This is a genomic window from Cereibacter changlensis JA139 (assembly GCF_003034985.1).
Lineage (GTDB): Bacteria > Pseudomonadota > Alphaproteobacteria > Rhodobacterales > Rhodobacteraceae > Cereibacter > Cereibacter changlensis.
Genome location: NZ_PZKG01000045.1, coordinates 1 through 20,282, shown reverse-complemented (window position 1 = coordinate 20,282; position 20,282 = coordinate 1). Strand labels below are relative to the sequence as shown.

At 61.8% G+C, this 20,282-nt stretch carries 15 protein-coding genes; 7 read left to right on the top strand and 8 right to left on the bottom strand.

Features of this window, described 5'->3' with window-relative positions; all coding sequences use genetic code 11:
• The first annotated feature begins 159 nt into the window (after positions 1–159).
• Positions 160–300: a hypothetical protein gene (locus tag C5F48_RS25155; protein WP_170139685.1), complete on the top strand. Its 141-nt coding sequence runs from the start codon at positions 160–162 to the stop codon at positions 298–300.
• Between the two features lie 196 nt (positions 301–496).
• Positions 497–979 carry a nucleoside deaminase gene (locus tag C5F48_RS11505; RefSeq protein WP_170139684.1) on the top strand — a complete coding sequence of 161 codons (483 nt, stop codon included), beginning with the start codon at positions 497–499 and terminating at the stop codon, positions 977–979.
• 484 nt (positions 980–1,463) lie between these two features.
• Here the strand turns inward: C5F48_RS11505 and C5F48_RS24805 are convergent, their stop codons facing one another.
• Together C5F48_RS24805 and C5F48_RS11495 are read right to left on the bottom strand one after the other, a co-directional pair.
• Positions 1,464–5,327 carry a hypothetical protein gene (locus C5F48_RS24805; RefSeq protein ID WP_146170584.1) on the bottom strand — a complete coding sequence of 1,288 codons (3,864 nt, stop codon included), beginning with the start codon at positions 5,325–5,327 and terminating at the stop codon, positions 1,464–1,466.
• A gap of 417 nt (positions 5,328–5,744) precedes the next feature.
• Complete coding sequence (locus C5F48_RS11495) at positions 5,745–6,116, bottom strand: restriction endonuclease (protein WP_219907806.1); 372 nt, start codon at positions 6,114–6,116, stop codon at positions 5,745–5,747.
• A 1,597-nt stretch (positions 6,117–7,713) separates the two neighbouring features.
• On the opposite strand from C5F48_RS11495, the gene C5F48_RS11490 reads away from it, so the two are divergent.
• The 3 genes from C5F48_RS11490 to rlmF all read left to right on the top strand — a co-directional run bounded on the left by C5F48_RS11490 (position 7,714) and on the right by rlmF (position 10,569).
• Positions 7,714–8,640, top strand: a complete 927-nt coding sequence (locus C5F48_RS11490; RefSeq protein WP_107664055.1) for an ABC transporter ATP-binding protein — start codon at positions 7,714–7,716, stop codon at positions 8,638–8,640.
• Positions 8,637–9,398 (top strand): ABC transporter permease, encoded by a 762-nt coding sequence (locus tag C5F48_RS11485; protein WP_107664054.1) that lies wholly within the window; start codon positions 8,637–8,639, stop codon positions 9,396–9,398. The genes C5F48_RS11490 and C5F48_RS11485 overlap by 4 nt, the downstream gene beginning before the upstream one ends.
• Before the next feature lie 265 nt (positions 9,399–9,663).
• On the top strand, positions 9,664–10,569 hold the full coding sequence (gene rlmF / locus C5F48_RS11480; protein ID WP_107664053.1) for a 23S rRNA (adenine(1618)-N(6))-methyltransferase RlmF: 906 nt from the start codon (positions 9,664–9,666) through the stop codon (positions 10,567–10,569).
• A 470-nt stretch (positions 10,570–11,039) separates the two neighbouring features.
• Here the strand turns inward: rlmF and C5F48_RS11475 are convergent, their stop codons facing one another.
• Both C5F48_RS11475 and C5F48_RS11470 read right to left on the bottom strand, forming a co-directional pair.
• Positions 11,040–12,431 (bottom strand): hypothetical protein, encoded by a 1,392-nt coding sequence (locus tag C5F48_RS11475; protein ID WP_211314647.1) that lies wholly within the window; start codon positions 12,429–12,431, stop codon positions 11,040–11,042.
• A 12-nt stretch (positions 12,432–12,443) separates the two neighbouring features.
• Positions 12,444–12,683, bottom strand: coding sequence for a hypothetical protein (locus tag C5F48_RS11470; protein WP_107664052.1), 240 nt, complete (start codon positions 12,681–12,683; stop codon positions 12,444–12,446).
• A gap of 148 nt (positions 12,684–12,831) precedes the next feature.
• Here C5F48_RS11470 and C5F48_RS11465 point away from each other — a divergent pair, with 148 nt between their 5' ends.
• Complete coding sequence (locus C5F48_RS11465; protein ID WP_219907805.1) at positions 12,832–13,836, top strand: GlxA family transcriptional regulator; 1,005 nt, start codon at positions 12,832–12,834, stop codon at positions 13,834–13,836.
• A 98-nt stretch (positions 13,837–13,934) separates the two neighbouring features.
• Here the strand turns inward: C5F48_RS11465 and C5F48_RS11460 are convergent, their stop codons facing one another.
• From C5F48_RS11460 to C5F48_RS11450, 3 genes are all read right to left on the bottom strand, one after another.
• On the bottom strand, positions 13,935–14,984 hold the full coding sequence (locus tag C5F48_RS11460) for a class I SAM-dependent methyltransferase (RefSeq protein ID WP_107664050.1): 1,050 nt from the start codon (positions 14,982–14,984) through the stop codon (positions 13,935–13,937).
• Between the two features lie 144 nt (positions 14,985–15,128).
• Entirely contained in the window at positions 15,129–16,181 is a 1,053-nt protein-coding gene (locus C5F48_RS11455) for an alpha/beta fold hydrolase (RefSeq protein ID WP_107664049.1), read from the bottom strand.
• Between the two features lie 777 nt (positions 16,182–16,958).
• Positions 16,959–17,882, bottom strand: coding sequence for a LytTR family DNA-binding domain-containing protein (locus C5F48_RS11450; RefSeq protein WP_107664048.1), 924 nt, complete (start codon positions 17,880–17,882; stop codon positions 16,959–16,961).
• A gap of 512 nt (positions 17,883–18,394) precedes the next feature.
• Here C5F48_RS11450 and C5F48_RS11445 point away from each other — a divergent pair.
• Positions 18,395–19,183, top strand: a complete 789-nt coding sequence (locus C5F48_RS11445; RefSeq protein ID WP_107664047.1) for a phosphatase PAP2 family protein — start codon at positions 18,395–18,397, stop codon at positions 19,181–19,183.
• Positions 19,184–19,312: 129 nt separating this feature from the next.
• On the opposite strand, the gene C5F48_RS11440 is transcribed toward C5F48_RS11445, so the two are convergent.
• A partial coding sequence (locus C5F48_RS11440) for a helix-hairpin-helix domain-containing protein (RefSeq protein ID WP_258186496.1) occupies positions 19,313–20,282 on the bottom strand: 970 nt, incomplete at its 5' end.

Below are 20,282 nucleotides of genomic sequence, written 5' to 3'. Positions count from 1 at the left end.
TGTCGCTACGAGCCGACTGTGCCTGGCCCGGCCGCAATTCGCACTGCATTTCCGCCGGGACTATCGCTCCGGGATGCCCGGAACTGCCGTGAGGATGATGGTGGCTATCGACAGCGAACGGACATAAGGCTGGAGTTGAACCTTCGAAGGATAAAAATCATGACCCGCAATACGCTTTACCTCCTTATCGGCGTGCTTCTCGTTGGTCTCGCGGTTGTCGGCTACCTCTACTATCAAGAGAGCCAGAGCGGCGTCGAAATCAGGATCGGTGAGCAGGGAATTTCCATCGACGAGAACTGAGCTCAGAGCCGTTTACACGTTAAACCGACTGCCGCGCGAAAGGTTGATGTCCGGTCCTGGCCTGGCTCCCCTGCGGACTATGCGCCGTGCAACGGCTGGTAGTTGGACTTCACCTGCCGCGTGGACGCAGATGCCACGAGGACTAAGTTGCCCTGAACGCTCTGCACCGCGGGAGTGTAGGCGAGAAGGGGGAAGCATGGATCAGAAGGCGCAGGCCTCGGCCGGCCCGTCGGCAGATGAACGTTCTGCCATGAATGAAGCCATCGACAGGGCGCTTCGTGCGGCGCGCGAGAGCGGCAAGTCGGGGATCGCCGCGACGGTCCTCAAGGCCGGAAAGGTCGTTGCGACCGGCGAAAACGAGGTCCACCTGCAGTGCGATCCCACCCAGCATGCGGAAATGGTGGCGATCACCCGGGCCGCACAGGTCCTGGGGACGACCGATCTGACGGGCTGCGTGCTGATCTCCACCCTACAGCCCTGCGAGATGTGCCTGTCGGCCTTTCGTTTTGCGAGAATGGAGCGAGTGATTTTCGCTGCGACGCAGGCGAAGGTGCCCGAGAAGTACTTCGCCTTCCCGCATCTCCGCCTCGATGACTTCCAGCGCGGCACCAATTTTACCTTTGTGGCGGGTGTTGGCGAGGAGCTGGTTCTCCATCTGTATGCGACGGGAGACGAATAGGAGGCGAAAGAGCGGTTATTCGGGTTGCAGGGCAGATGCCCGATGCGACCGGTGACGGCACCTCTTCCGACAAGCGAACCGCGGGCGTTAGTGAACTGCGAGGCGTCGATCGCGGCGCGCGGCCTGACGGCAGAGCCCCGGCAAGGGCGTACTCGATTCCTGCGCGGCCTTCTCGGTGCCACATCGACGCAACGGGCGGGAAGCGGACTGACGGCAGTGCAGCAGAGCGCGAGCAGCATCGAACTGGAGCCGCCGCTCGAACATCGCGCAGCATCTCGGCGCGGGATCGACGTGAGGGGCGGAAAGCTGGGTTTCTCTGCACGTGCGAAGGCGCCCTTGTCGCAGGATGAAAGTGGACATCCGATCGACTTCATATCATCAATCCCAGCGTGACCTACACAGACGGCGGACGGAAGACTTCCGCTGTTCGCGAGGACAAATGTTTCGGCTATCGCGGCTCTACGTCGCGCGTAGGACGCGGAAGTCACTCGAAAGTCTGCTCCCTCTCCGCGTCTTTCACTTGCTCTCGTTTTCGCTCTTGGTCCGCAATATTCGCCGCGCGACTTAGCAGTTCTTCAGTCGCGGTCACTACCCGTGAATCCTCGAATTTCAATAGCTCACTCAACCCGGCAGCCCTCTGTTGAATATGCATCGACCTATTTCCTGACCATGACTTTGGACTTAGATGAAGACCAAAGATCTCGATAATCGCCTCCGGTTCCGGACACATACGGACGAGCGATCGCGCCTGTTCAGACAACCTCATGCAACCTTCTTTATCATCCTCAAAAACAGAAATAGCACCGGCAACAAGTTTCCAACGGCGGACGTCGTTACCCCTACCGCACCAGGCAGCCAGCTCGGCTGCACTAACCGCATCTAAAGGAGCGCGCTCACCAAAGGAGTTGTCGACCCAGTGGATGTCATCATCCTCGTTCCCTGAAGCATATGCCATCAGCCGATCCAAGAATGCATCTGGCCGCGACTTCGCTATGACTTGTATTCCGTTCTCGAAATGCGGGAAAGAGCCATATCGCCTTTCCATTCTTGAGAAGAGGCCATCCAGCAGTTGCTTCTCCTCTGCATCAGTGCCGCGGCAAGCCAACGCGGAGGTCAAAACCTGTTCGAGATCGTGGTCTCTTATTCCTCCCGGATCGCTATCATCGTTGCTGATTAGGATCGCAGCAGCCTGAATAGCCAAAGCTCGCAGCTCTGGACCGAGGGTATCAATCGAGCGATCAGTCCCATGCAGCATCATGCTGAAGGCGTGTAACAGAACAGCTGCACCACCTTCTTGGGCCAATATGCTGTTTGCCAGCCGGACCTTATTCTCTCTGCTTATGGCGGCGCAATTGTCCCGCCACAACAAATTATCAACGCCCCACAGTTCCAGGCCGATAGCGTCAAATACTCGCTCGCACCTCTGAAAGTCTTCGAGTGAAAAGTTGTCGGCCGGGGTTAGTCCTACTATCCTGCGTCGAAGCAACTCGTCTTCAGAGATCTCATCCAGGAATATCTGTGCCAGTGCTGGATCGACCTGAGAAATCTCCATCAGGATTCCGGAGAGCACGCAATCGTTGAAAATCGCGCGACCCAATGCTCTTATGCGATCGGTGACCTTCTCCAACAACACGCGTTGATCGCTGCACGCTGCCGCCATACCGCGACCGAAAGCCGTGCGATTGGGCGCATAGGCCTGCTCGAAAAGATCATTGGCGACAGCATCAAACACAGCGGAATCAGTTGCGACGTCCTGACCGAGACGAAATGCTTCTTCGGCCAACCGTTTCCGAGAAGCTTCGTATTTTTTCGGATCGTCGAGGTCGAACTCTTCATCCAAGGCAAAGATGCGATGCCCTTCCGCGAGTGCGATAGCCCGAACTCGTCCCTCCAGGTCTGATGGGGCAAGTAGTTCGCATAGCCTGACCAGCTCTCGGTCTTCTTTTGCCATCCGCCCCTCTCGACTTGATCGCAACGTATCGTGGTGCATCTTGCCCTTCACGGCGCGCCAGCCTTCTAACCACCCACCATCTGCATGCAATTTTTCGGCAAGCTCGACCAGCATTGGCCGCAGGCCTTCGACAGCCCACAATCCACTAAACTGCGCTGCGATGATGCGTCGAGCTGCCTTGCGATCTGGGGCAATACTCGAAAGTGCGATTTTGGCGGAAATTGCCAGAAACCGCGACAACCAAGTTACTGCCTCTTCACCATGAGGTCGGGCTCCATAGTCTCGTGGACGTGCCCCGAACTCTGCGTCTCTCAGATTTATGCTCTCGAAGTTCCTGATTTCAAGGCTCGAAGCCAAGCAATCGAGAGCCAATCGGTGCCTTCTTTGGTCCGCCAGGCACGCCTCAAGCACGTCAACACGTTGCCGAAGCGTTGCATGAGTTCCGGACCCACGGATCTGGAAGAATGCCCGGACCCGCTTTCGCGGCCCATCGTAGCCCTCTTCATCACCTGCTTCATCTGCTATTTCGAGAAGTAGGGAGAGCGCTCTGTCAAAAAGTTCTGGCTCATAAGCGATCTTGCTGAGCAGTGAAATCACGCGACGGATTTCCGTTTGCTTGCGGATGTCCTTTACAGCGCAAAGGATCTCAGTCTTTTGGCTTTCGAAACACGCCAGGATAATTTCACAGTCGATTGGGGCGATGTTCACGAGCATTGCGGCTCCCAGCTCATTGAGCTGCATAGTCTTGTGTAAGAGCCCATCCGGCCGAAGCCATCGCCTTGAGATTTCTCGCGCCTGAGGGCTGGTATGTAGGAACCCAATCCTTCGGCTGAACGATCTCAACATTCGTTCTCCGGCATTCTCTTCGAACGTCCGCAGAACTTCGTCAACCGGGATGTGCCGCAACGCATCGGCCGCCAATCGGTTTGCGACAGCATGGGGTAGGACTGCGCGCCAGCGACCCCGTTGTTGAGCAATCTGACGTTCGAGCAAGGTGTTTAAAGCCCGCGCCATTCTCCGGGCGCTGACCTCACAAAGGTCACCCAAGACAGCAAGTTCGTTTACACCCTCTTCGTCTTCTGCCGTTGAAATAGAGTAGACCAAGGAAAGGACTTCAGCCTGTTCACGAAGTTTATTGTCAGACTCGTGTCTTTGTTCGAACAATCTCTCGAAGAGTTCTTCGTCGGACAAACCAGCCAGACTGACGTTGTCAGGCAGAGAATCCGCGAGAGCCAGGGCAAGCCGAGCGTTTCCGCCTGAGAAATCCGCAATACGCCGCGCATTGAGACTGCCAAGCTGAGGATATCGCCTTGTGACCAATTGCTCTGACATCTCAGTTCCGCGGGCGGTCAATCGCACCACTTCTGTGGTTTGCGGCGTGTCGTCACGGATATCATATTCAATCGTGATCAGCTTAATCGCTGGCCTAGTGCGAGCGATCCTGTTGGCTATGAGTGAATGTTCATCTTTTGCGCAATTATCGAGAACAAGTATCGCATCTCTATTCTCGGCCACCAGTGTGTCAACTATCACGGTTGCCGAGGGCTCCACGCCGAAGCCAATGTCTCCGTAGATCACCTTGGTTCGATCAAGCGGATCGGTTTCAAACCCTTCCTCAAAGAGTGCCTGAACGAACCGGGTCTTACCGACCCCTGACAACCCTGCCACCCTGATAGACTTTGAAGAAGTCAAAATCAGCTCGCGGACAGCGGGGATTCCTTCTGCCATTGAGAGATCGGAGTTCTTTCCGGGAAGTGACAGATATAGCCCCTCTCCGACGATCAAGGTGTCGTCAGCATCACATGGGACATTCGTCCAGCGCTCAAATGGTCGCCACCCAGAGAGCGATTTTCCCAAGGCACGGCGAACCCACAGCTGGACGGAAACATGTTGACGAAGCCACTGATGGAGAGTGGAGCGATCAAAGAAATCCAACGCAACAGAGCCTGGGGTGACAAGCTTGTCCACCTCTTCCGACATAAGCTGACGGCGTTCTGTCAGCTTGGCAGGCGCAAGGTCATCTCTTAGGCTGACGATGACGTATGCGCCATGAGATACAGCCAACTCTTGAAATAGATCTTTGCTGGTGTCTTTGCCTGAGATCTCTTTCTTGATGGCCGCCTGTGCCATAGATGGCACTTTGGCCTGGTAGACCGTATCCCTGCGCCTAATGAAATCTCCCACAAAGGTCGGATCTTTGACAGTTACGCGAACGTCGACACCGCCATCCGCCGCTGTGAGGCTTCCACCCCAACGAACGCTGCTAATTGCATGCCTTTTTGCAGCGACTTCAGCCTCACAAAGGCGTGCAATTAGCTCCTCTAAATGACCATCATCAAGGCCAAGAAGGTCATCTTTTTCAAGCTCGAAAATTGGCATATTTTCTTCACATCCCACTCAAAGGGCCGTCGAAATCCTACAGTGCCGAAAGCGCTACTGTAAAGACGTTGCCAAGTCCGCGAGCGGCAGAAGTGTAATCGCGACGTAGCGAGTATGGGTCGCCGCGCCAAGGTCAGCTTTGACGAAGCTGCAATGCAGCATCGATCGTAAAGGTCAAAGTCCGCAATGGGCCCTTCGTGTCGATCGACGCCAAGGGCGGAAAGCGGTCTGACGGCAGTGCGACATCGCGCTCGCGGGAGCCCGGCAATAGCGGTGCCTCGCGGCCCAGGCTAGGAACGGCAGCGAAGCGGAGCAAGCCGGCGGTCCACCTGGGAACCAATGCAGCCGTCAGAACGCAGGAAGTCCGCGTCGTTGGCGCGGCAGCGTCGCCGCTAGATGCTGCCAAGAGACTTTTACCAAAGACGCCAATAGCTATTAGGATACAGTGCCTGTTACTGCCAAACCGCAAAGCTTTGTCTTTATCAGTTTAACCAAAGCATCAGTGTCTTGAAGCGCTTGAATTTCAGCGGTTGTGATTACTATGAGTCGCCTTTTCTGCACCAAAGCAGCCGCGACTTGCGCATGCGCGCGACTCAAATCGGCGGCATCGCCAGTGATGCCATGGGTCGTCACAAGGATGCCGAAGTCGAGCCCTCGGTTCTGCAGCTTTGTAAGGAGCCAGGCGACTTCAATACTTCCAACTCGGTTTGACCAGTTCTTCGCCTCAACGAGGATGATATTAGGGAGCGAGTGAATATCCTCATTGAACAGTGCGACGTCGATCTCCTCAGTATCAAACTGGTTCATCTGGTTTCTATGAGTGATCGCGATCCCAGGTATGAGACCGAACACCTCACAAATGAGATCTTCGAGGGCACGTCCTTTGTCAAAGGTCGTCGCTGCGTTCTGACCTATGGAAATAAGAGCTTGCACCCGGGCCTGATCTATCGCCGGCACTACAGACCTACCCCATGAACTCGGCGATTGCGTAGGTCGCGGACCACGTCATCAAAGGTTTCTTCTTTCAGGCGCTCGAATAGACGTTCGATGGGTAGGGCTAGAACATTGGGCGGGAGTGACTTCAGCTCATCTGGGCCCTTCGTGTAAAGCAACAGGCCCCATAGCCCGCCAGCCGCCGCTACATAAGAAGCAAGTTGTTTGCCGGCTCGGGACGCAGCCTCACGGGTCTGCAAATTTGACTTTATTTCAACAAGGATCGGGTTGCCCACAAACGGCTGCAATTCGTCCGACCAAACTGCTAGATCCGCTCGCTCATCTCCGGGTCGCGATTCCGAGAGAACGTCTACTCCACTCTGTCGCAGGGTCTCGGCAACTAACATTTCGAGTTCTCTAGGATCAGCTGTGCCAACAGCTTCCAGACTATATCGGAGATAGTTCCGGGAACCTTCTGCGAGATGTCGCTTCTGCCTAGTTTTCCCTTCAGAAACTTTAACTGGCTCGGGTGAGGCAAGTAACTGATCAAGGGCGAAGTTAACGGCCTCAACATTCGAAACGCTAGTGCGAACTGTCATAAACCTGCGCAGCGTAGTTGGTAAGTAGATAGATGTTGGCGGCGCAAACAGAAGGATACGCTTTCCGAGTGCCCAAGCCTGCCCTAGCTCGAACAGGATCCACTCCGAACGCCGCTCGCGTGTCAAGACACCGATGACAAGGTCTGCTGCACGAAGCGCCTCTGCCGTCTCGTGCTCCAGATCGCCTTCGGATGAAGGCAGCCGTGGCTCAACGACTTTTAGGCCGCGTCTATGCAGAGCATCTATAAGTACCTTGAGCTCGCTTCCGGCTGGAGCGGTAACGAAGCAGGTGCGAATCTGGGAAGCCATAGTCTACGCTACTACGCCCTATCGTTTGTTCGACCGATTTCCCGAACGGTCCCTTAACGAGGGAGACTGCTCAGAACGGATCTACTGGTAGCCCATCTCTGCCACTTTAGATGCCAAGTTCACAAGCGAAAAGGTGCAGGTGAATAGGTGCCAACAATGGCCCTTTACAATAGGGCAACAGGCGGTCTCGCGGCGATGTTTGGTCGCGCGAAAAACCGGCCGATACTGCGTCTGCAGCTTGGCCGCCTTCTTCGGGCCAGTCTCTGACCTGATGCTGCTTGCCGTACGGTCGTCAGCGAGCTGCTGACCGCGTTGGCGGTCGGCGCCGGGAGGGTCGACCACTGTGGCCGAGATTCTGCTGCGGCGACACTCGAACGTCCGCTTCCAGGCATGCGGCGACGCAGCATAGGTTGAGCCCGGCCGGCCGCTAAGGGCCGAATGCGGTCCTTGGTCGCATCTGGATGGTTGGGCAGCTATAGGCCCGCAAGCGACACGCGGACCACGATCGCTGGCTTCAGGCGCTTCGGCGCGATACAAGAACCCATCGGAGGTCGGGGGAAGTCATGCCAACTATCGTATCCGTCCGGGATCTGACCAAGACCTACAAGTCAGGCTTTTCGGCGCTCAAGTCGGTCAATCTGGAGATCGAGGAGGGCGAGATCATCGCGCTGCTCGGCCCCAACGGCGCGGGCAAGACCACGCTCATCTCGACCATCTGTGGCATCGTGCGCCCCACCTCGGGCAGCGTGACTGTCGGCGGGCATGATGTCGTGCGCGATTTCCGGGCCGCACGCGAATTGATCGGCCTCGTCCCGCAGGAGATCACGCTGGAGCCGTTCGAGAAGGTAATCAACTCGGTCTCCTTCTCGCGCGGGTTGTTCGGCAAGGCGGCGGACCCGGCGCAGGTCGAGACGGTGCTGCGGCAACTGTCGCTGTGGGACAAGAAGGACAGCCCGATCCAGCCGCTGTCGGGCGGCATGAAGCGGCGCGTGCTGATCGCCAAGGCGCTGGCCCACCAGCCCCGGGTCCTGTTCCTCGATGAACCCTCTGCCGGCGTGGATGTCGAGCTGCGCAAGGACATGTGGTCGGTCGTGGCCGACCTGAAAGCGCAGGGCGTGACGATCATCCTGACCACCCATTACATCGAAGAGGCCGAGGCGATTGCAGACCGGGTGGGCGTGATCAACAAGGGCGAGATCCTGCTGGTCGAGGACAAGGTCGGGCTGATGACCCGGATGGGCCAGAAGCAGCTGCAGGTCGATCTGGCCGAGCCGCTGACGGCCGTGCCAGAGGCGCTGCGCGGATACGCCCTGGAGCTGGAGCCGGGCGGCCGCAGCCTGACCTACACCTACGACACGAAGGGCGAACGTACCGGGATTGTCACCCTGCTGGGCGAGATGCGCGCGGCTGGCCTGCAGATCACTGACCTCGCGACACGGCAAAGCAGCCTCGAAGACATCTTCGTCGGCTTGGTCAGGAGGCAGGCATGAACGTCCAGGCAATCCGGGTGATCTTCAACCGCGAAATGGCGCGCTTCTACCGCACCATCGTCGAATCGCTGGTCTCTCCGGTCATCTCGACCTCGCTGTATTTCGTGGTGTTCGGCGCCGCCATCGGCAGCCGGATCGAGACGGTGGATGGCGTGACCTATGGCGCTTTCATTGTGCCAGGGCTCATCATGCTGACGGTGATCACCCAGTCGGTGGCGAACGCGTCCTTCGCGATCCATTTCCCCAAGTTCATCGGCACGATCTACGAGCTCTTGACCGCGCCGATCGGCACGGCCGAGATCGTCATCGGCTATGTCGGCGCGGCGGCGGTGAAATCCGTCCTGATCGGTCTGGTGATCCTCGCCACGGCGTTCCTGTTCGTTGACCTGCCGATCGCGCATCCGGTCGCGATGTTCGCGCTGCTGGTGTTGACCAGCTTCAGCTTCTCGCTGTTCGGCTTCATCATCGGCATCTGGGCGAAGGATTTCCAACAGCTGCAATTGATCCCGCTGTTGGTCCTTACCCCGCTGATCTTCCTCGGCGGCAGCTTCTACAGCGTGAATATGCTGCCGGGGATCTGGCGCACCCTCGCGCTGTTCAACCCGGTGGTGTACCTGATGTCGGTCTTCCGCTGGTCGTTCTTCGACACTGCAGACGTGCCGGTGATGATCAGCCTGCTGGCGATCCTGCTGTTCACCGCCGCCTGCCTCGCGGCGGTCTGGTGGATCTTCCGGACGGGCTGGCGCATCCGGCAGTAGGGTTACGGGTCGGATCGCCTCGTCGCCAATGCGTGCTTACGGCCGGGGGACGAGAGGTAAAGGTCCGCTTCGTTCGCATCAGAGATTTGCCCGGTCTGGATCGCTGCGGCAAACATGAGCGGCCGGCTTGAGGAAGCCGCACTTGGCGGCGCGACCGTGCCGGATGGCAGGTAAGCCGTTCATGTATTCCTTGGGCAGCTAGGAAGCTCTATGCTTGACGCCCTGTCGGGCAGGCTGCCTAGACCAATAGGCTAGAAGGTTTCCCATGGCTGTCAAACTCATGTTGCACCCCCGCAACCAACACCGAGAGGGGTATGATTTTGAACGCCTGTTCGTGAAATCCCCCGAATTGGAGGCATTCATGACAAGAAACCCGCGCGGTCAGATGACGATCAATTTTCAGGATGTGGGCGCGGTCCGTCTGCTCAATCGGGCGCTCTTGATGACCCACTATGAAATTGATTTCTGGGACATTCCTGCCGCTTACCTGTGCCCCCCGATCCCGGGCCGTGTCGATTACATTCATTACTTGGCGGATCTGCTTGCCGCAAGCAACGACCAAGAGATCCCGCACGGCTCCGATATCAAGGTGCTGGACATTGGGACCGGTGCAAGCCTTGTGTATCCACTGACCGGTCAGCATGAATATGGCTGGGACTTCACGGGAGTCGATATCGATCCGGTCTCAATCAAATCAGCACGGCAAATCTGCCAGCGAAACAGGCTGAATATAAAGCTCAAACGTCAGAACAACGCGGAGGATATCTTCGAAGGCGTCGTCGGCCCAGATGATGTTTTCCACCTTACGCTGTGCAATCCCCCGTTTCATGCGTCGCTTGCGCAGGCGGAAGAGGGCACGCGGCGCAAGTGGCGAAATCTTGGCAAGGGCCACTCAGCCGAACTCAATTTTGGCGGCCAGAATGCCGAGCTCTGGTGCCCGGGTGGTGAAATCGGCTTCATCGCCAGAATGATCGAGCAGAGCATGAATTTTGCCGACCAATGCCTTTGGTTCACCTGCTTGGTGTCCAAGAAGGACAACCTCAAGCCGCTCTCCAGACTGCTGAAGAAAGCGAAGGTTGCCGAATTTAAGGTTGTCGAAATGGCGCAGGGCCAGAAAACCAGTCGGTTTATTGCATGGACTTTCTATCCGGAACGGCAGAGGTCCTTATAGTTGGATCAGGCTAACCAACAGGCCAGCGCGCGGTCACTCATCAGCTTAAAATGCGGCATTCCATGATAAGCGACCACTTTAGGGAACGCCGCGCCGCAGCGGCGGCGCGCTTTCGAGCGGCGGCAATGGGCCGAACACGCAGACTGCGGCGGTTTGGCGCAGCTTGTGGGGGTCTGCGGAGCTGGGCGATCATTTCGAGCTTACCTGCGCCTTCAGAAGGCGGCCGTGAACGGGCATTTTCTGTCCCGGAAACGTCCAAGAGTCTTGGAGCTTTTTGCATGATTCCGCCTCGGGAAAACTCGGTGATTTTTTGGGCGCAGGCGGCGGACATAGACGACTGCTTTTGTCCGCCGGCGACCCCACGCTGTTGCCGTGGGGTCGAACTACACGAGAGATGGCCTGCAGCATGTCTCACGTGCCTGCCCATCCGCGGGGCGGATGGGCAGGCCCTGTTCGTTTGATCCGCCACGTCAGCTCCAGTTGCGATCATGGTCCGCGTGGGTTCGCAGATACGCTCCCGTCCCGAAATGCGTGTCATAGAACTCCGTGTCCAGCCTGTGCGCCTGGAGATAGGTGTGCAGGAAAACGGCCGGGACGGTTGCGGGGAAGCGTCCGAAGCTGGAAAGGACGTAATCGGCCATCAGCGTGGTGATCTCGATGGCTTCGGCGTCGATCCTGGCTGCGCTGCCGCGCATCGCCGCCGTTTCCTTGTATGGCCCCTTCTGCGCCGGATCGAACGGCCCGCCCGCGCCGAATTTGCGCGCCACCACCGCCTCGACCGCCGCGCGCATGTCGGCATGATGCGGAGGGACATGCGCCTCGAACACCCCCGGCAGGCCGGTGAAATGCGGAAGCGGGTTGCCCTCCTGCTTCTCGAAGCGGAAGCCGAGACCGGGAACCGCCGGATCGCCGCTGGCACCGAGCACGGTGAACGGGTTCAGCCCGGTGTACATCCAGCCGCCCAGCCCGAGCGCCTGCAGCATCAGCGCGCCGGCATAGCAGGCGGTCCCCATCTCCACCGAGGCGTCGGTGAGCGCCACCTGTTCGAGGAAGGTCATCGGATAGGCGACCTCAAGGTTCAGCCGATGCGTGTAACGCTCCAGCCCCGGAATGGGCCGCCCGTTGACGTTGTCGTAGATGCCGGTACCGTTCTGCACGAGATAGAGCAGCAGCAGGATGACCTGCTGCGCCACATCCGCCACGGGAAACACAAGCGTCGAGCCCGGCACATTGGCGCACCAGGTATTGTGGCCCTCCATATGCGGCATCTCGGCGGGGATGTTCAGCCGGCCGTCGGCGAGCTTCACGATCCGCGCGCGATGCGCCTCGAGCCAGCGGTTCAGGTCGGCCCCGCCGCCGGTCTGGACCGGCGTCATGTCGCGCGTCGGCAGGAAATACACGCCGGTATCGTCGGTGAAGAAGAACTCGGAGGTGTTGAAGCCCGCCGAGGAGGGGAAGCTGCGCCCGCCGGCGGCCGTGGTGTAGTTCGGCAGCTTTCCCGCGTAGCCCGGATGATGGGCGAAGAGGTTCGCCCAACCGGTGTTGCCGGCAATGGTCGAGATCAGCAGCATCTGCTCCAGCGGGTCCAGCGCCTCGGGCGCATGGCGCGAGGTGAAGGCCAGCGGACCGTTGGGGATGCTGGCGCCCTTGGCGAAACGGCGCGAGCGCCGGCCGTGGATCGCCTCCATCAGGGGAAAGCTCGCCGCCTGGACAAGGCCGCGGGTGAGGGGGGAATAGGAATCGAGCATGGTCCTTCCTTTCGTGCTGAGGGTTTCGGCCCGGGCGAAGCCCAGGCCGGCCAGAACCGCACCGGCGCCGAGCAGGGTCGTGCCGAGCAGCTTGCGTCTGGTGGTGGCGAACATGGAGGCGGTCCTTCAAGCGGTGGGCGACCCGGGGGCGCTGGCCCCGCGGTGTCGCCGGTTGCTTCGGGAGAGGGCTTTAGCCATCCCGTCGATCCGGTCGCGCCGCAGGCCGATGTCGCTCAGCAGATGGTCATCCAGCCGGTCCGGAGCGACGTAGACATGGCGCTTCCCCCGGAGCAGGGCGGCGATGGTGATGGGCAGGCGCAGCCCGGTCTTGGCCTCCGCAAGCGTGGCACTGGTTTCGAGGGTCATCAGAGGTCTCCCGATCATGCTGCGATCGGATGGATCGCGGATCGGGAATGACACGGGACTGGCCCGCAGCGTGAGGCACGGAGTCGACGAAACCGGTCCGGATATGCCATGATCGGCCATGCCCACGCCCTTTCCAACCAGAGTTTCGGTGTGCCTGCTGGCGGCGCCAGAAATGGCGACGGGGGTGCTGAACGGGCTCTACGAGGTGTTTTCCTTCGTCGGCCCCGGCTGGGGGCTGCTGACCGGCTGGCCACCGGGACCGCGGCGGTTCCTGCCGCGCATCGTCGCCGAAAGCGCCGCTCCATTCCGCAACGTGGCCGGCCTGCCGATCGCGCCCGACCTCTCCTTCGCGGAGGCGAAGCGCGCCGACATTGTCATCGTCGGAGATCTGGCCATCGGCCGCGACGAGGAGACCCGTGGCCGATGGCCCGCCGCGACCGAGTGGTTGAGGCGGCAACATGCCCAGGGCGCGCTTGTCTGTTCGGTCTGCACCGGCTCGCTGATGCTGGCCGAGGCCGGACTGCTCGACGGCGCCGAGGCTACATGCCACTGGGCGGCGGTCGACCAGATGCGCAGCCGCTATCCGGCCGTGCGTCTCCGCGCCGAGCGCGTGCTGGTGACGGCGGGCGAAGGCCACCGGCTGGTCACCGCGGGCGGCATGGCGTCATGGACCGATCTCGCGCTCTATCTCGTCGCCCGCTTCTGCGGCGAGGAGGAGGCCCGCCGCGCCGCGAAGCTGTTCCTCTTCGGCGACCGGAGCGACGGTCAACTCCCCTTCGCCGCCCGCGTGCGTCCCCGCCAGCACGACGACGCTGCGGTGGCCGCGGCTCAGATCTGGATTGCCGACAACTATGCAGGCGAGGCCCCGGTCGCCGGGATGACCCGGATCTCCGGCCTCGCGCCCCGCACCTTCGTTCGCCGCTTCCACGCCGCCACCGGCTATGCCCCGCTCGACTATGTCCAGTCCTTGCGCATCGAGGAGGCGAAGCAGATGCTGGAAACGACCGGTGCCGCGATCGACACGATTGCCGACGAGGTCGGTTACACGGAGACCGCCGCCTTCCGCCGCATCTTCAAGCGAGCGACGGGTGTGCCGCCACTGATCTATCGGCAGAGGTTTCGTCACGTCGCGGCGGTGCAAAACGGTGCCTGATGCTCCGCCGCGAATATGCATGGTGCCCGCACTCCGGCGATTGCGGATGGCTTATCGCTTGCTCGACAAGGCAGCCGCAATTTTCTGCGGCCCATGTTTCAGGTCGCTTCCAGCACCATGTTCAGCGGCGTCTGCGCCGCCCGCCGTACCTTTGTGAAGCCGCCGGAGCGGATGACCTCGGTCAGGCGCTCGCCGCCGGCCTGTGCGCCGAGGGCCAACCCGCGCTCCTGGGCGAGCGAGGTCGGCACGCAGATCATCGTCGAGGCGGAGTAGTAGAGCCGGCCGACCGGGTTGATGTTGTCCTCCAGCCGGTCGCCCGCCGCGGGCTCGACCACCATCCAAGTGCCGCCCCGCTTCAGCGTCTTGCGGATATGGGCCGCGGCCGCCTCGGGGTCGCCCATGTCGTGCAGGCAATCGAAGCAGGTGACCAGGTCGAAGCCACTGCCCGGGAAGTCCTGCGCCCGGCCCACCTCGAAGCGCAGGTTCGTCAGCCCGTGCGACAGCCCATGCGCCGTCGCCGCGGCGATCGAGGCGGGGTGGAAATCGTAGCCGACGAATTGCGAGGCCGGGAAGGCCTGCGCCATCAGGATGGTTGACAGTCCGTGACCGCAGCCGACGTCGGCCACCTTTGCGCCAGCCTTCAGCCTGTCCACCACGCCGTCCATCGCCGGCAGCCATTCCTGCACCAGCGCGTTGACGTAGCCGGGCCAGAACATCCGCGCCACGGCGCAGAACAGGCAACCGGCTTGGTCGCCCCAGGCGACGCCCTTGCCGGTCTTGAACGCCGCCTGCACCTTGGGCTGGTTCTCCACCATCGCCGCCGCCGTGTCGAAGGCGCCGATCATGCTGGCCGGACTGTCCGGCGCGGCGAAGACGAAGGCCTGCTCCGGGGTCAGCGAGAAGCGTCCTTCGGCATGGGTCACATAGCCCGAGGCCACCTGCGCCGCGAGCCATTCGCGTACGTAGCGCGGTGCGCAGTCGACCGCCCTCGCTAGGTCCTCGGCGCTCGCCGGACCGATCTCGTCCAGGGTGCGGTACAGCCCGAGCTGGTCGCCGATCCGCACCAGCGGCACGCTGACCGCGCCGCCGAGATCGGCCAGCACCCGCCCCACCAGCGTGTTGAGCTCCGTCTCGTTCACTTGTCTCATCTCATCCTCCATGATCCCCGGCGGCGAGGGATACCGCCTGCCGGAACCTTGTGGCCGGCGGAGGCGGGGCGCATGGGGAGGATGTCCCGCCGCCCCCGGGAAATTGCGCCCTTGCATGGGACGGATGTCCCGACCGGTGGGAGATCAACGCGTCAGCGCGACGACGATCGCCTGCGCCCGGGTCTTCACCCCCAGCTTGTCGAAGATCACCGACAGCTGGTTGCGCACCGTCTTGTCGCTCTTGCCCAGCTGCGCCGCGATCATGCGGTTGTCGAGGCCCTGGGCCATGAGGCTCAGCACCGCCGCCTCGGCCGCGGTCAGCCCCGCCTGCTGCAGCGGGCCCGCGTCCTGACTGCTCCCGAGGAACTGGTCGAGCTCGGCGTGGAAGACCTGCCAGGCGGGCTCGTTCGGCAGCAGCACGTGGTTGCCGCTGTCCAGTGGCACGAACCGCGCGCCGGGAATGGCCGCGGCGAGCTTGCGGCCCTCCTCGAAGGGCACACGCATGTCGCGGCGGCTGTGTAGGATCAGCGTTGGCACCCGCAGGTCGCGCGCGAGGTGGAGCACGTCGATCCGCTGCATGTTGTAGAGCAGCTCGGCCGCCACCTCGGCGCTGGCGGTCTCGCGCTCGAGGTCGCCCCACCAGCGGTGCTGCTCGTCTGTACCGTCGGGGATGAAGAGATTGGTGAAGAAGCGGCAGAAGGCGGGGCTCTCCCGGCCCCAGCCGATCCGGACGAAGTTCACCAAGGTCTCGGCCTCAAGCCGCTCCGCGTCGGTTCCGGCCCGGGCCCAGCCGCCTTGGCCATAGGCATTGGCCAGCACCAGATGAGAGACGCGCTCCGGGTGGTGCAGGGCGTAGACGATGGCCAGCGCGCCGCCCTGCGACAGGCCGAAGAGCACGAAGCGCGGCGCTTCGATGCTGTCCGCCACCGCTTGCAGGTCCGCGTGCCAGGCATCGATCGAGAGATCGCTGACGAAGCGGTCCGACAGGCCGCAGCCGCGCGGATCGTAGCGGATGAAGCAGCCGCGCCGCGACATCGCCGCCAGCCAAGGCCGCCAGACCGGGCTTTCGAGGTCGAAGGTGACGTGGCTCAGCCAATGCGCCGCCCGCAGGATCACCGGCCCGCTGCCGCAGGACGCCACGGCGAGACGGGCGCCGTCCGCCGAGTTGCAGAACCGGATGGTCTGACGCAGCTTCATGGCCTGATGGTACGCCAAGCCAGGGGCGTGGAATAGGGTGGGCATCGTGCCGCGGCGCCAGACCCCGCACATGCGCCAGCTTTGCGCGTCCAAGCTTCGCCAGAGATGCTGGATCCGCAGGCCGAGCCTCGCACATAAGCATGTCTGGGGCCTAATGGGCGGGCCCCAAAGCAATGCCCCTGACGCACCACGCGATGATCCCAGCCGCCCACAATCGTCAGCCGAGGGTGCCGGCAGGCCAGCGTGGTGGCGCAGCACCCAGCTTATGGAAAGGTAAGAAAACTGCGCGCCGTCCGACTGCTGCTGTCACACGCCTAGACGTGCAGAGCAGTCCGATACCTCACGCAAAGATGCGCTGCCACCTGCTGCTGAGGCTGTGTGAAAACCCAGATTTTGCGATCCTGCCGAGAGCATTTTTCCAAGCAACGTCGTCCGCCGCCCTCGACGGGGACCTCGTTGCGGCATGTTGGCTACCGGCGAACACTGTTATGTTCGGGTGGCGCTATCGGACCAAGTTCTCACACAGCCTCGGCACAAGCCGACCGTCAGTCGTTGCGGCAGCGAACTTCCGCTTTCTGCCTTCTGGCCGCAAGCGAAGGTCCGTTGATGAAGCCTTTTCCAAGTTGACCGGAGGCTTGCGAGAGAACTATTGGCTCTGCACCTGCGATTGCGGCTGTCCCGGCCCTGTCTCCCGCTTGGGATCACGCAACGCGGCGCGGTCCAGCCCTGGCCCGCTCATCGCACCAACAGTTTCCACTAGGTTTACGCGCACCTGGATCATTCGACGGCATTCGGTGCCGGTGCTATCCTTCCGGCGGCTTGAAGCACCCGTTGATGGTCACGGCCAGCAAGGGTAGCGCGCAATCTTGGACGGTAGGTGCGGCTGACCGGCAGTTCCAGACCCGTATCCAACCGGCAGATGACGCGATTTCCGTCGCTTTCCAAGGTCGCTACATGCGCCACTGCAATCCAGTGCGAGCGGTGAATCGTTTGCCCCGGGATCACGCCGAGCGCTTCGACGGCGCGGCCAAAGGACATCAAGATCAACGCTTCCCCTGCAAGTGTGTAGACGCGCAGATAGTGCAGTTCGGCAGAGATCGCGACGATGTCGGTCCCGATGCGCCGGGGCAGACGCGACAGCAGGTCGAGTAGCAGTCTGCCGGCCTCGGACGGAGCGTCTGCTGCATCGGGTGGCGTGGACGCGACCTCGGCCGGCGGTGGTTCGCCCGCCTCATCTGCATTCTTCTGCTCGGCGATCATGATCAGACGCGGGCTGTTCAGAAGCACCCAGAACAGAACGGACACTGCGCCGCTGTCACGCAGTTCGTCCATCAGTCCGGCAATGGAAATCGACTCAGGGTCCAGCACATCGCCGATCAGGAAGACAATCCTGTCCAGCAGGAGAAGATTGAATGTCGAGAACAGGAGGGCACCTACCACGCCGACCATCGTGACCGAAAAGACAGGCGGCAAATGCCCGAACATGGCGATGCGGCCAAGGGTGATCTGAGTCAGCTCATATAAGATCAAAGCCGAAGCAACATGGGCCAGCCAGAATACGAATCGCGCAGGCAGGCCGAGCCCGCTTGATGCCGAAGGTTCGCTAAGGGCGAGGCCGAAAGATAGGATGGTGCCTGCTGCAACCAAGTAACCCGTCCAGGAGTGTCGGGGATCCACGTGCACCACGAGGTCATCAAGCAACGGATAGCGTGCTCTGCTGGACAAGGTGACCTACTCGTAATCTGCGTCTCCCGAAAGCTAGCGGACCACCTCTCGGTTTCAAACCACGAAATCGGGCGTTCATGCAGCCACGGTGTCCGTTCGTGCAGATCGACTGGCTCTGGGCCCGTGAGTGCCGCACCTGTGTGGCAGGTCGCAGGACCACACTCACATATTAGCACTGGTGCGCCGATTGATGATCCCGATCAACCCAATGGGTTCTGCCTCGCTGGAAGCCGCTTGGTCGCTGTGCCGGGTTGCCAGGAGTGCCGACGCCGTGAGCGTCATCCTTCTTGCCGGGACGGTCCTGGGGCCAGTTCTGGAGAACCGGCGGATGGCAGAGGCACTTCCTGTCGCTCTCAGCTTCGCTGCGTCTGGATCCACCGCCACACGCGAGGACGCTGTCGCGTCTCTCGGTCGATCCGCTGTCTCGCAGGTTGGGGAAGAGGGCAGGATCGATGCACTCGCGTTGACCACACGTCGCGAGGGACCGGATGCTTGAGTCAAAGGGTGCCAAATCCGTCCTGCCCGATCTTGGTCCTGCGGTCATCAATACCGACCGCCACGTCGCTCGGATCCTCGGATGCATACTCTTCACCTTCGCGGTCTTCGCGATCTGGCCAGAGATCGACCTTCGCGTTTCTGAAGCCTTCCATGACCCGACCGCGGGGTTCGCTTTCGATGGCAATCCGCTTGCGGAAGCGCTCCGCATGGCCATCTGGAATGCCGCTATCCTGCTTTGCGTCGCCGCCACCTTGGGCACTGTTATTGGTTTAGCCGGTCGAGCGTCTGTTCTGCCGCCCCGCGCCTGGGGGTTCATCCTGACGCTCTACGTCCTTGGTCCGGGCTTCATGGTGGACGTGATGACAAAGCCGCTCTGGGGCCGGGCAAGGCCCGCTCAAATTGCCGAATTCGGCGGATCCCTCCGGTTCAGCCCAGCGAACGAACTGGTCGGCGTCTGCGCCCGCAACTGCTCGTTTGTGTCGGGAGAAGTCTCGGGCGCCACCGCGACGGCGCTGGCGCTTATGCTCCTGCGCTTTTACCTGAAACACCGGGTCCACAACGGCGTGTCGTCTTTGCTGCTGGCTGCCGCCTGGTGCTTGCCGCCGGTCGTCGCCTTGCAGCGCGTTGCCGCCGGTCGGCATTTCCTGTCAGATACGGTCTTTGCGGTGCTCTTCACCCTGCTTGTGGCATTGGCGCTGGCGGTGCTGCTTCGACCCCTGCCGCACCAAATGCACTGGGCGCGGCGGAAGCGAGCCGCGTTGCCGACAGATCGGTGGTGACGGAGACGCGTCGCCACACATTGCGCCACTCGTCGACTTGAAACCCGCGGCACGTCTTGACCTCGCCCAAACCGGCCATTCGCGCACAATGCAGCGAACGGCTGCATTCCGCCCTTTGCAGCCTCCCCCTCAATGGAAATCCCGGCTGGGGAACAGCTTCTTCGCCTGCTCCCGGGGATGCCGCGCCGATGGCCGCAGACTGCCGCCGACCGGGCGCTTGGTCTCGTCCGCTCGCCCGTCGTTGCTGTCGATCACGACCGGCCGGCCGAGGGTCGCCAGGAGCGGCGACAGGTCCTCGACATGCTCGGCCAGCAGATGCGTGACGGGCCCGTCGCGCTGCAGGCGGCCGGTGACGCGGATGAGGCGGCCGGCGATCACCGCCTTGCGGAAGGTCTCGTAGACCTTCTTCCACACCACGATGTTGGCGCTGCCGGTCTCGTCCTCCAGCGTCAGGAAGATCACCCCCGAGGCGGTGCCGGGGCGCTGCCGGGTGATGACGAGGCCGGTGACGGTGACGCGACCGGTGGCTGCGCCCAGCCGGTCATGCGGCAGGCTCTCGGGCAGGCGCGGGCGCAGCAGCTCCACCGGGTGGGCGCGCAAGCTGAGGCGCAGCGAGAGGTAATCCTCGATCACCTCCTGGCCCAGCGTCATCTGCGGCAGGCTGACGGCCGGCTCGCGGCCGCCCTCGCCGTCGGGGCCGAAGAGCGGCAGCGGGGCCGGGGCCTTCAGCGCCTTGGCGGCCCAGAGCGCGTCGCGGCGGGTGAGGCCGAGGGCCGCGAAGGCGTCGGCCTCGGCCAGCCGCTCCAGCGTGTCGGGGGCGATGCCGGCGCGCCGCCACAGGCTCTCGACATCCGGATAGCCGTTGCCGCGGGCGGCGGCGATCCAGCCGGCGTCCTCCTGCCGGAGCCCCTTGATCTGGCGGAAGCCGAGCCGCAGCGCCAGGCTGCCGTCGGCGCGCGGCTCCAGCGTGCAGTCCCAAAGCGAGTGGTTCACCGAGATCGGCCGGACCTCGACGCCGCGGTCGCGGGCGTCGCGCACCAGCTGGGCCGGGGCGTAGAAGCCCATCGGCTGGCTGTTCAAGAGAGCGCAGGTGAAGGCG